Below are 12,488 nucleotides of genomic sequence, written 5' to 3'. Positions count from 1 at the left end.
GGCATCCGCCAGATTTTCCACTTTCTGGTCGAGAATACTCAGCAGGATGTCCAGGGGTTGCGATACCTTGACCCAGCCCCGCCGCACACGCAGGCGCAGCAAGCGGAAATCCGGCAACCGGGAATCGCGGAACGAGAGCAGCCGCCCTTCCTGTACCACAAAGGCCACCGTGGAAGTCCGGGCCCGACCTTCCGACTGGAACAGGAACAGGGAGTGAACGTGGAGCCCCTGCTCATCACTGAAAAAGCGGGCCGAGGCTTCAATTTCTTCCATGTCGTCGGAATCGGGCAGTTCCGCCTGGAGAAATTGCTGGACCAGGTTCCGCTCGTCTTCCTCGGCATCAACCAGGTCGATCCAGCTGCCGTCTTCTGCCAGGGACGGCATGATGGTGTCCACATCCTTTTCGCGCAGGACACCATTTTCGATTCGAAAGATATGCAGCATGATGTTTCCCTGATCATCCTCGCCGGCAGCGGCCGGCAATCTTTATAGAGCCGTTATGTGTTTACCGACAACCGGGCCTCAGGCTCGGCAAACTGCTTCCCTTATCGACCTCAGTAGCAATGCGCAGCTGCATCACTGGGCGGGTTTGATGGGGCCACCCCAAGCAGACCGACTGCTGGCTACGTTAAGCCAGACTCTGGATTGGCAACAACCCAAGGTTACCGTGTATGGGCGGCAGCACCCAGTCCCGCGGTTAACCGCCTGGCATGGCAATGCCGGGCTGCGCTATCGCTATTCCGGGCATACGCACACGGCAGCGGGCTGGCCTACTGCACTATTACCGATCAAGACAGCTGTCGAGCAAGTGACCGGAAAAACCTTTAACAGTGTGCTGGCCAATCTGTACCGTAATGGTGACGACTGCATGGGTTATCACAGCGATAACGAACCGGAGCTGGGCCATACACCTTGGGTGGCGTCCTACAATCTGGGCGCTTGCCGGGAGCTGACTTTTCGGCCGAAAGGCCCGGGCAGCCAGCGCCAGTGCCTGAGTGTGCCACTACATCATGACGATCTTTTGTTGATGTCGCCGGGCGTGCAGGCCAGCTTCGAACACGCCCTGCCCCGCCGCCGCAACCGCCCGGCCCCGCGTATCAACCTGACCTTCCGTTATATTGTTCCTGACCATGCCGTTCAGGCAAAAAACAGGTAGCTCAGGAAAATGGCGCTGACCAGGCCGGCGGCATCTGCCGCAAGCCCGCACCACAGCGCATAACGGAAATCACGGATGCCGACACTGCCGAAATACACGGTCAACACATAAAAGGTGGTTTCCGTAGAGCCCTGCATCACCGCCGCCATCCGCCCGGCCAGCGAATCCACCCCATGGGTCTGCATCACATCCACCATGGCGGCCCGCGCCCCGGAACCGCTCAAGGGCTTAAGCAGTGCCACGGGCAGTGCATCCACAAAGCGGGTGTCCAGCCCAAGCACGCCAACCCCGCTGCGAATGCCGTCCAGAAACAAGCCCAGCACGCCCCCGGCCCGCAGCATGGCAATGGCTGCCAGCATGGCCACCAGGTAAGGAATGATTTTCACCGCAAGCGTGAAGCCCTCCTTTGCCCCTTCGACAAAGGCATCGTAGCTATCCACCCCGGACCGCCAGGCGGCGATAAAGAACACACTCAAGACAAGCAGAAGAATGCCATTGCCCAGCAGGCTGGCGAAGGTGTTGGCGGCCTCTGCCGGGGCCAGTAAAACAACGGCGCCAAGCAAACCCAGCACCGCCAGCCAGAGTCCCATTACCGTGAGCAATAGCGGGCTGGCAAGGGGAAGCTTTTGCACCCTGGCGGTCACAATCACGCCTACCAGGGTGGAAATGGTGGTTGCCATCAGCAAAGGCAGATACACCAACGCCGGGTCTTCTGCGCCTTGCTGGGCGCGAAAAAGCAGTACCGTGACCGGAACCAAAGTCACCGATGACGTATTGAGCACCAGAAACATGATCTGGCTGTTGGTGGCGCTGCGCGGGGACGGGTTGTCTTTCTGCAGTGACTCCATGGCCTTGAGGCCCAGTGGCGTCGCGGCGTTATCCAGCCCCAGCATGTTGGCCGCCAGGTTCATGGACACCGGAGCGGCGGCTTCCGGGGTTCGGGCAATGCCTGGCATGACACGGGCCAGCACCGGCGTCACCCAGCCGGACACCCGATCGGCCAGTCGGCTGGCTTCCGCCAGGCGAAACAGGCCGCTCCACAGGGCCAGCACCCCGATCAAGCCCAAGCTCACTTCAACTGCCAGATCAGCGGATTCCCACAGGGCATTGATAAGGCGCCCCGGTGCCTCCATGTCCCCGGCCATGAGCTGGATCACAGCCCCGGCGATACCCGCCAGGAAAAACAGGCTGAACAGTCTGTGCAAAGTATCTCCCGTGCGCTAGGGTCATAGAATTACGCCGATAGACGGCGCCAGGCACTGCAACTTCGTGCCATCACGATAGTCTACACCGATAGCCGGCGATTCAACCCTGAATGACCGCTCCCGGGCTGTCGGCTATACTGAAAAAAACTGTTTGAGAGCCAGTATGTCATTACTCCGTAAGCTGTTCCCTCTTGCCCTTGCCCTGTTGTTGCTGGGTGGGGCAATCAAAGGCGGCGGCGCCCTTCACGACTCATCGCCGGATATTCAGGGCGACCTGAAGCCGACGGAAGAGCAACTGGAAGCGGCTGAAGAAATTGCTGACAAGCTCAAGTATCACTATCGCCAGCTGGATTTCGACGATCAGCTTTCTGAACAGGTGCTGCAGCGCTACCTGAAAGACCTGGATCCCAATCGTCTGTATTTCCTGGCGTCCGACATCAAGGACTTCCAGCGCTATAACGAGATCCTGGATGACCAGCTGCGCAAGGGTCAGCTGGAAGGCGGCTATACCATTTTCAATCGCTTCCAGCAGCGCCTGGAAGAGCGCCTGACCTGGTCACTGGAAACCATCGCCAATGACCTGGATTCGCTGACCTTCGACAGCGAAGAGTCGGTAAGAGTGGATCGTGAGGATGCCCCCTGGGCCAAGGACAAGGCGGCGCTGGATGAAATCTGGCAGCGCCAGCTGAAAAATGCGGTGCTCTCCATGCGCCTCAACGATTCCAGCGCGGAAGATATCGAAACGCGGCTCACTCGTCGCTACGAAAGCCAGTTGAAGCGGATCAGGCAGAATACCCCTGAGGATGTATTCCAGGTGTACATGAATGCGCTGACGCAGACATTTGATCCCCACACCACCTACTTCACCCCGCACAATTCAAAAAACTTCGATATCAGCATGAGCCGCTCACTGGAAGGCATTGGTGCGGTACTGCAATACGAAGACGGCTACACCAAGGTGGTGCGTCTGGTGCCTGGTGGTCCAGCAGCCAAGGGCGGCCAACTGAAGCCTGCGGATCGCATCGTGGGTGTCTCCCAGGATGAAGAAGAGCCGGTTCCAGTGATCGGCTTGCGCCTGGATGAAGTGGTCGACCAGATCCGTGGCCCCAAGGGCACCAAAGTCAATCTGGAAATTATCCCCGCCGCCAGCCCCAGCGAGCATGACACTCGCACCATCACCATTGTGCGCAACAAGGTGGTACTGGAAGAACAGGCCGCCAAGAAAGACATTATTCACGTTGATCGCAATGGTCAGGACCTGAAACTGGGCATTATCGAAATCCCCGCGTTCTATCTGGATTTCGACGCCTACCACCGCGGCGACCCGAAATACACCAGCACCACCAGCGATGTGGCCAAACTGCTGGTGGAGCTGCGCAAGGAAAATATCGATGGCCTGGTCATCGACCTGCGTAACAACGGCGGCGGCTCGCTGCTGGAAGTTAACAAGCTGGTCAGCCTGTTTATTAATCGGGGCCCCACCGTACAGGTTCGCGAATCCAGTGGCAGGGTCAGCGTCGAAGGCGACAAATTCCCCGGCGTCCTGTACGCCGGCCCCATGGCTGTTATGGTGAACCGCTACAGCGCCTCGGCATCGGAGATTTTTGCGGGCGCCATGCAGGACTATGGCCGCGCGCTGATCGTCGGCGACCAGACATACGGCAAAGGCACCGTGCAAACCCTGCTGGATCTCAATCATGGCAAGCTGAAGATGACCAATGCCAAGTTCTATCGGGTGTCGGGCTCCAGCAACCAGAACCTGGGCATCGTGCCGGATGTGGATTTGCCCTCCCTGGTAGACAAGGACGACGTGGGGGAAAGCTCACTGCCTAACGCCCTGCCCTGGGATGAAATCAAATCGGCCAATTTCCAGCGTGTCACGGATCTGGTGCCTTTCCTGCCACAACTGCGCCAGCGCCATGAAGAACGCACGGATAGCGACCCGGAATTTGTCTACGTGCATTCCCTGCGCAAACTGCTCGACGTGAACCGTAACCGAACGGAGCTCTCACTGAACGAAAAAACGCGCACGCAAATACAGACCGAGTTCGACAAGGAACGGCTGGCCATCGAAAACAGCCGCCGTCAGGCCCGCGATGAAGATCCCCTTGAGAGCATCAAGGAGCTGCGCACCCTGGAAGAACAGCGGGCGCTGGATCCGGAAAGCCATGATGAAGCCATGGACGAAGACCCCTACGTTCGCGAAACTGGTGAAATTCTGGTGGATTACATGGATTTGCTGCGGGAAAACCAGGTTGCCCGCAAAGGCTGATTTCAGCCAACGCACAGACCATGGAAATAAAAACCGGCTTTATAGCCGGTTTTTTTGTGGCGCGCCTTGGCCACATCGCGATGCTAACAGCGTACTCGTCAGGCCAGTGCCTTAAAGCCCCATCGTGCCGGGTTATCGCCCAGTCCAGCTTTCAGGGTGCGCCTGCCCAGCTGGTGATTAAAGCCTTCCAGTGCCCGCTTGGCCGGGTCCGGCAACAAGCGCAAGCCGAAACTGGCTGTGGTGATCGCCGTCTTCACCACCCTGACGGCGGCAGAGGCAGGAATGGTGCTGTGAATATTCAGATCATCTGCCACCTGGTCACCGATCAGGTAGCGACTGAACGCCAGCAGTACATCATAGGAAAGATTAAAGGGCGGCTTGCCGGACATGTCCTTGAGCAAGGCCTTGGCCAGGGATTCACTGTCCGGCGTGGGATCATAGAGATGCGAAGTCAGCTGCATAGCCAGCACGCTCTGCTCTTCCAGTGTGCTGGTCAGCAAGGCCTCATTCACGCCCAGCAAATATCCGGCATAGCGCCAGAAATAATGCATGGACTCATGTTCGCGCCTGGAAATCGGCAGCCCGAGACGCTTGAGCCCCCGGACCACCATAAAATCAAACTCCAGCACCGTACCGGCCATGTCTTCCTGATTGATCGGCAGGTCATACTTTTCATTGTCCCAGCGCGGATTATTGGCCAGGAATTGCCGGACCGCCGCATGTAGCAGCCGGACTTCCATCAGGGTTCGGTGCCCCAGCCCGCCGGGCCGAATGCCGTCATCCCCGACGATGTTGTGCAGCATCTGCCCGGTTTCATAGATCCGCCGGGATACATCCTTCTGTAGTCGTCCGGTGGCCACCAGCACCTGGGAGGGCTTGTTGTGGGCGTACCCTTCGACCAGGCTGGAGCACATCAGCACTAGCCCCTGTAGCGCCCCATTGCGACGATACATGCGCCGGCCCAGCTCCATTTCCTCGAAATCCACCCAGCTCGGTACCGTATAGCAATGATCCAGAAAGGCCTGGAAATCTCCCCCTTCCGTTTCAGCCCGCCGCTCCACTTCATCAAGCAACCCGGACGGGCGGGTGAATTTAATCTGTGCGGCGCAGCGATCGGCCAGCGGATCCTGCACCTGACGCCAGGCATTGAGCTTGTCGTGGGAATAGCGGTCCCACCAGATCCTTTCCTGGGGTGACTGTGGACCTTTTGCAAAACGGGTTAATTCCTGCGGCGTTGCCATGCATACCTCTTGATTATTGTTCTATTCAGAACCCATGTCAGAACTCACGGGTTCTGAATAGAACTTAGGTTAGCAGGCGGTTGCGGTCAATACACTAAACAGCGGAATCTGTTACCCCCTCGAGTAACGTATTGATAAGCCACTGAGGTGCATCCAGAGGCAGATCATGCCCCGCTTCAGCATGCATTTTCAGTGGCAGCTGCCAGGCGGCGGCCAGCCGCCGGGAGCAGCTGGGGCTGACCAGGCGATCCCCTTGCCCGTTAACAATGATTACCGGCACTGAATCCGGCAGCGCCACCGGTGCCCGGAAACGCATGGCAGCCAGAAGCTGGCGCAGGCTGTTACTGAGCGAAACCGGCTGCGAGGCGGCATAGTCAGCCCATTTTTCCGCCAGGGCGTGCAGAAAATCACGTTCGCGCATATTCGAGGTAATCTCGAGGATGGCGGTCTCTTTGCGCAGGGTGTCGCGGCTAAGCACGGCCTCTCGCAACAGTCGGCGGTAATTCATGGGTCGCAAGCGCTGCCAAAAAGGACTGAAACGACTGGCACTGGTGTTGATCAGGCCGGCAAACGCGATTTCATGGGGCGCCTGGCAAAGCCACTGCACCGCCATCATCGCCCCCAGCGACAGCGCCACCACATGATAAGGGCCACTGCGTCCTTGGGCGTGCAGTTGTTCGCGGGCATGGGCCACCATGGCCGCAATCCGCGTCGGGCTGCGTTCCTGCCAGAATTCACCGTTACCGGGCAGGTCCAGTGTAATCACCGTGTCCTGTGGCACCGCCGCCTGAAACTGCTCCGGGAACGTCTCCCAATGCCGCTTTTCACGAACCAGGCCTCGCAATAACACCCAGGTTCTCGCCATTTGTTATCTCCTTGGGACAATGACCCGCTTGGTAATACGGGCTAGAATGCCACCGGCTTTCAGGATGGCAAATGGAGTTTCCTCGCGACTATGGCACGTAAAACAGTAAAACGGGTTAAAACAGGTTCTGTGGAGCGACGCTTCTCCATGGCCAAAGCCGGCTTTCTGGCTGGCGCCAAGTACGCTACCGCCAGCGCAGGGACACTGTTCACCGCTAAAGACAAGCGTGATGACCGGCGCAAGGAAATCTTGTCTGCCCGTGCTCAGGAGCTGGTTGAAGAGCTGGGCAGCCTGAAAGGCTCGGTGGTGAAAATTGGCCAGATGATGGCGTTGTTCGGCGAGCACTTCCTGCCAGAAGAGGTCACCACGGCACTGCATACACTGGAAAACCAGACAACGGCACTGGAATGGCCCGCCATCGAGAGACACCTCAAACGCCAGCTCGGTGAAGTTAAACTGGCTGAGCTTGAGATTGAAGAGCAGCCACTGGGGGCCGCTTCGCTGGCGCAGGTCCACAAGGCGGTGCGCAAGTCAGATGGCAAGGAACTGTGTCTGAAGATCCAGTATCCCGGCGTGGCTGACGCGATTGATTCCGACATGCGTGCGCTGGTGCGCCTGTTGAAGTTGAGCCGACTGGTGCCCATGACCGAGCAATTTAATATGTGGCTCGATGAAGTGCGCGAGATGCTCAAGCGTGAAGTGGATTATGATCTTGAAGCCCACACCACCCGCCATTTTCGCGCCGCGTTGGCCGATGACACGCGTTTCGTGGTGCCGGAAATTATTCCGGAATTCTCCACCCACAACATCATGTGCATGACCTTCGAGCGTGGTATTGGCGTCAACGATCCCGCCGTCCTTGAGCTGTCCCAGACCCGCCGCAACTTTATCGGCCGCGCCATCATGGAGCTGTGCTGCCGGGAAGTGTTCGAATGGAACAAGATGCAAACGGACCCGAATTTCGGCAACTACCTGCTGCGTATTGGGGAAACCCCGGAGCAAGACCAGATCGTGCTGCTGGATTTCGGCGCCATCCGTGATTTCGACAACGAAGTGCTTGGCCCGGGCCGGGAAATGATTCGCGCCTCCTTCTACCATGACACTGACCGGCTGATCCGGGCGCTCAACGCCCTGGATTTCCTGGCCCGTAACGCCCCGCGCAAATTGCTCGAGGAGTTCTCCGAACTCTGCTTCGAAGCGGTTGAAGTGTTGCAGGACCCGGACCGTTTCCCGCCCCCGGCCGCCGTGCTCAATGAGAATGGCGAGTACTGCTGGGGCAGGAGCAACCTGCCCAGTCGCATCATGAATCGTGCCGGCCGCAATGCCCTCTCAGTGCATTTCGATGTACCCCCCAAGGAATTTATCTTCCTGGCCCGCAAGCTGCTTGGCGCATACACCTTTTTGCATGTAATCGAGTCGGAGGTCCGTGGCAACACCATCCTTGAGCCTTTCATTCACATGCAAGAAGAGGACGATATCGCCCTTGTTGATCGAAAAACGATCAGTCCGGGCGGGTAATTCCCATGATTACAGGTGCTGACAGGCCAAAACGCTCATTTATCACCCACTTATCGGTGCGATAACCATTTGTCATTTGCCAAGCTGGCACGTGCACAATAAGGTTAGCACCCTGCTCATCGGCCGGTTCACCTGAACCGGCCGTTTTTCGAGGCTTTCAGAGGTTTCGGGTTGCCAATATCCTCCCTCCTGAATAGCCAATTATTTGCGAACCACAGACGGGGGTAACGCAGGTGATTATCGGTGTTCCCAAAGAAATCTGCCCTGGCGAGCAGCGCGTTGCTTTAACGCCTGCCAATGTCAGCGCACTGCTGAAAAAACAAGGTATCGAGATCATCATCGAGCGCGGCGCCGGCGATATTGCCGGTTATCCGGACAGCACTTATGAAGCTGCCGGAGCCAAGCTGGTTGATCGCGATGAGGTATTCTCTTCCGCTCAGGTTGTTCTGCAGGTGCAAACACCCGGCAGCAACATCAAGAACGGTGACGAGGATCTGAACAAACTGAAGGAAGGCCAGGTGCTGATCGGTATGACCGACCCTTTGGCTAACCCGCAATTTGCCCAGTCCCTGGCGGAAAAGAAAGTTTCCGGCCTGGCGCTTGAGCTGGTACCGCGTATTACCCGCGCCCAGGCCATGGATGTGCTGTCTTCCATGGCCATGATCGCAGGTTACAAGTGCGTGCTGCTCGCCGCGACCGAATCCCAACGCATGTTCCCCATGAACATGACCGCTGCCGGCACCATGAAGCCGTCACGCGTGTTCATCATGGGTGCCGGTGTTGCTGGTCTGCAGGCCTGTGCCACCGCCAAGCGCCTGGGTGCAGTCGTTGAGGCCTACGACGTTCGCCCTGCTGCCCGTGAACAGATCCTGTCTGTTGGCGCCAAGCCGGTCGAGCTTGATCTGGATACCGGCGAAGCGGAAGGCTCCGGCGGTTACGCCAAGGCCCAGGGCGAAGACTTCCTCAAGCGTCAGCGTGAGCTGATGACCGAAGTCGTGAAGGAAATGGACGTGATCGTCACCACCGCGGCCGTTCCCGGCGCCAAGAGCCCGATCCTGGTCACCGAAGACATGGTGAAAGCCATGAAGCCCGGCTCCATTATTGTGGATCTGGCTGCTGAGCGTGGCGGCAACTGCGAACTGACCGAGTCCGGCAAAACAGTAGTGAAGCACGGCGTGACCATCATCGGTCCGGAAAACGTGCCCTCCTCTGTGGCGTTCCATGCCAGCCAGATGTTTGGCAAGAACATGGAAAACCTGCTTAACCTGCTGATCGACGATAACGGCGAGCTGCAGCTGGATTTCGAAGACGAAATCGTTGCCGAAACAGTGATCAGTCACGATGGCGACGTTCCCCAAGCCCGTCTGCGCGACATTCTGGGTCTCCCCGCTCTGGCCAAGCCTGAGCCGGAAGCCGCGGAAGAAGCGTCCGACGCGGACAGCAAGGAGGAAAAGTAATGGATTTCGTAGCCCAACTTACCCTGTTTGTGCTGGCGATCTTCCTCGGTGTGGAGCTGATCACCAAAGTTCCGCCGACCCTGCACACCCCGCTGATGTCCGGTTCCAACGCGATTTCCGGTATCACCGTGGTGGGCGCCTTGATTGCGGCCGGGTCTGATTCCGGCATGTTGATCAATGTGCTGGGCTTTGCCGCGGTGGTTCTGGCCACCATTAACGTGATTGGCGGCTTTATGGTCACCAATCGAATGCTGGCGATGTTCAAGAGGAAGTAAACCATGCACGTTTCTCAGAACTGGATTGATATCGCCTACTTGATTTCTGCCTGCCTGTTTGTGCTGGGCATCAAGGGGCTGACCAAGCCGAAAACAGCGGTACGCGGTAACCTGCTGGCAGCAGCCGGTATGGGCGTGGCCGCCGTGGTAACCCTGCTCAACGAGCATATCGTTACCTACGAAGTGATCATTGCCGGCGTCGTTGTCGGTGGCCTGATTGGCGCCATCATGGCCAAGAAGGTTCAGATGACCTCCATGCCGCAGATGATTGCGCTGCTCAACGGTTTTGGTGGCGGTGCCTCCTTTGCTGTTGCCTCAGCGGAATTCTTCCGTGGTTCCGCCAACGATACGGTATCCATCATCGCCACCGGCGCGGCCGTATTGATTGGTGCTGTTACCCTGACCGGTTCTCTTGTGGCGTTTGCCAAGCTGCAGGAGCTCATCGACGGCAAGCCCATGGGCTTCCCCGGCATGAAACTGGTTAACGCCATCCTGTTTATCGGTTCTCTCGTCGGTATCGGTTACCTGGTGGTTAACCCGGGTAACGAAATGGTGTTCTGGAGCCTGGTGGCAGCAGCCATGGTGCTGGGCCTGTTCCTGGTGCTGCCGATTGGCGGTGCAGACATGCCTGTTGTGATCGCCCTGCTGAACTCCTACTCCGGTGTGGCAGCCTCTGCGGCCGGTTTCGTCATGGGCAACAGCGCCCTGATCATTACCGGTTCCCTGGTAGGCGCATCCGGCCTGATCCTGACCAGCATCATGTGTAAAGCCATGAATCGCTCTCTCACCAATGTGCTCTTTGGTGTAATGGCGGAAGCAGGCGACGCCGTGGACGAAGACGAAGTCTACGCCGGCAAGGTGAAATCCACCTCCGCAGACGAAGTCGCAATGATGCTGGAAACCGCACGACGCGTCGTTATTGTACCCGGCTTTGGTCTGGCAATGGCACAGGCGCAGCATGCTGTACGTGAACTGGCTGACACCATGGAAGCCGCCGGTATCGAGGTGGAATACGCGATTCACCCGGTTGCTGGCCGCATGCCTGGCCACATGAACGTACTGCTGGCCGAAGCCGAAGTCCCCTACGACCAGCTCAAGGACATGGACCAGATCAACCCGACCTTCGAGCAGACCGACGTAGCCATCGTGCTGGGCGCCAACGACGTAACCAACCCCATGGCCCGCGAAGACAAAGGCAGCCCGATTTACGGCATGCCCATCCTCAACGTGGACAAGGCCAAGACCGTAGTTGTGGTCAAACGCTCTCTGAGCGCCGGCTTTGCCGGCCTGCCCAACCCGCTGTTCGCCAAGGACAACACCCTGATGTTGTTCGGCGACGGCAAAGGCGCGGTGCTGGATATCACCACCGCCCTGAAGGAAGGCTGATCCACCGCCTTCGCAAAGAAAGGAGCCTTCGGGCTCCTTTTTTTTGGCTCATCGCGGCTTAGAGAGAAAGCCATGATGGCGAGCCCTTCCCACGGAGTTTTGCCCAGAGCCTAACGCCTGATGCCGGATGCCTGACGTCAAACCCCATAGCCTGAGAGGCTGTCGCTATTGCGGCATCTCTTTTGAGGGATGGGCAGGAGGTTCCGGTCGTCCAGCATCTGTCAGGGCGGGACAATGCGACAAGCTCTGAAGCTGGCTGATTGCTCAATTCCGCGATGAACACAAAAAAAGCCCCGACCGTTACCGGCCGGGGCTTTTTTGTGACGCAGAAAAACCGCTCTACTGCAGGGTGTAAACCACACCGACAGAGAACGTATGATCCGTTTCCTTGGTGCCAGGCGGTACCGAGGAGTTATGTTCCAGCAAGTGGCGCAGGCGCAAGGCAAAGCTGGAATTAATCGCCGTGGTCAAAGACGTTTCAGCCCGTGTATCCGCGCCCTCTTCACCTACCTCGGTAGAGAAATCTTCCTTGAAGGTGGTGTTGTCACTGACGCGCAACTCGTACTTGATACCAATGCGGGCAATCGCATCTTCTTCCGAGTTATGGCAACTCATATAGGTGTCCTGGGGCTCCAGGCACTTTACGCGATAACCCGGACCGATTTCGGCATCCAGGGTTTGCAGATCCGAATCAATCCAGCGGCGACCTACACCGATGGCATAACTGGCTTCGTAGTGATACCCCGAAAAATTATCTTTCTGGTAGGTCAGCACATTGAAGAGGTAGTTTTTAGCATCTTCGCCAAGCTTACGGTCCAGCTTGTAGGAAGCGAAGTAGTTCTCATCCGTACGGTTGTATTCTTCCGTATCGGGATCCTCTTCCTTCTCGTTATTGGCATCAGCCTTGAAAGTATGACGCCATTTCTCGCTGTCCCGTGCCATATTAACGTTGGCATTGGTAGAGTCGGAATTGGTGTTGCCACGCTTGAACAACAACCCGACACCAATATCACCGGACCACTTTGAAACTTCACTGCCCTCGTCGGTGGCTGCATCTTCTGCAGCCACCGATACCGCCGGAAGCCCGGCGGCCAGCAGCATGGCAGCGATTGT

At 57.8% G+C, this 12,488-nt stretch carries 11 protein-coding genes; 6 read left to right on the top strand and 5 right to left on the bottom strand.

Going from position 1 to position 12,488, the window contains the following annotated elements; translation table 11 throughout:
- Positions 1–444 (bottom strand): CorA family divalent cation transporter (locus A3730_RS20345; protein WP_304439514.1); only part of this gene is annotated, 444 nt, incomplete at its 3' end.
- 55 nt (positions 445–499) lie between these two features.
- Between A3730_RS20345 and A3730_RS20340 the strand changes: the two genes are divergently transcribed.
- Positions 500–1,156 (top strand): alpha-ketoglutarate-dependent dioxygenase AlkB, encoded by a 657-nt coding sequence (locus A3730_RS20340; protein ID WP_063519409.1) that lies wholly within the window; start codon positions 500–502, stop codon positions 1,154–1,156.
- Here A3730_RS20340 and A3730_RS20335 read toward each other — a convergent pair.
- Complete coding sequence (locus A3730_RS20335) at positions 1,138–2,361, bottom strand: nucleoside recognition domain-containing protein (RefSeq protein WP_063519408.1); 1,224 nt, start codon at positions 2,359–2,361, stop codon at positions 1,138–1,140. The two genes, A3730_RS20340 and A3730_RS20335, sit on opposite strands and share 19 nt — an antisense overlap.
- A gap of 163 nt (positions 2,362–2,524) precedes the next feature.
- Between A3730_RS20335 and A3730_RS20330 the strand changes: the two genes are divergently transcribed.
- Entirely contained in the window at positions 2,525–4,633 is a 2,109-nt protein-coding gene (locus tag A3730_RS20330; protein ID WP_063519407.1) for a carboxy terminal-processing peptidase, read from the top strand.
- Between the two features lie 98 nt (positions 4,634–4,731).
- Here the strand turns inward: A3730_RS20330 and A3730_RS20325 are convergent, their stop codons facing one another.
- Together A3730_RS20325 and A3730_RS20320 are read right to left on the bottom strand one after the other, a co-directional pair.
- A complete protein-coding gene (locus A3730_RS20325) occupies positions 4,732–5,874 on the bottom strand; it encodes an oxygenase MpaB family protein (RefSeq protein WP_063519406.1) in 1,143 nt (380 codons plus the stop codon).
- 94 nt (positions 5,875–5,968) lie between these two features.
- Positions 5,969–6,739, bottom strand: a complete 771-nt coding sequence (locus A3730_RS20320) for an alpha/beta fold hydrolase (protein WP_063519405.1) — start codon at positions 6,737–6,739, stop codon at positions 5,969–5,971.
- A gap of 90 nt (positions 6,740–6,829) precedes the next feature.
- On the opposite strand from A3730_RS20320, the gene A3730_RS20315 reads away from it, so the two are divergent.
- From A3730_RS20315 to A3730_RS20300, 4 genes are all read left to right on the top strand, one after another.
- Positions 6,830–8,257: an AarF/ABC1/UbiB kinase family protein gene (locus A3730_RS20315; protein WP_063519404.1), complete on the top strand. Its 1,428-nt coding sequence runs from the start codon at positions 6,830–6,832 to the stop codon at positions 8,255–8,257.
- A gap of 233 nt (positions 8,258–8,490) precedes the next feature.
- Complete coding sequence (locus tag A3730_RS20310; RefSeq protein ID WP_063519403.1) at positions 8,491–9,714, top strand: Re/Si-specific NAD(P)(+) transhydrogenase subunit alpha; 1,224 nt, start codon at positions 8,491–8,493, stop codon at positions 9,712–9,714.
- Positions 9,714–9,989: an NAD(P) transhydrogenase subunit alpha gene (locus A3730_RS20305; protein WP_007151153.1), complete on the top strand. Its 276-nt coding sequence runs from the start codon at positions 9,714–9,716 to the stop codon at positions 9,987–9,989. The genes A3730_RS20310 and A3730_RS20305 overlap by 1 nt, the downstream gene beginning before the upstream one ends.
- Positions 9,990–9,992: 3 nt before the next feature.
- Positions 9,993–11,375, top strand: a complete 1,383-nt coding sequence (locus tag A3730_RS20300; protein ID WP_063519402.1) for an NAD(P)(+) transhydrogenase (Re/Si-specific) subunit beta — start codon at positions 9,993–9,995, stop codon at positions 11,373–11,375.
- Positions 11,376–11,714: 339 nt separating this feature from the next.
- Here the strand turns inward: A3730_RS20300 and A3730_RS20295 are convergent.
- The coding region (locus A3730_RS20295; RefSeq protein ID WP_231884005.1) for a YdiY family protein at positions 11,715–12,488 on the bottom strand (774 nt) is incomplete at its 5' end.

Source organism: Alcanivorax sp. HI0044 (assembly GCF_001634945.1).
The sequence above is the reverse complement of the archived record's forward strand: the minus strand, read 5'-3'. Positions and strand labels throughout refer to the sequence as shown.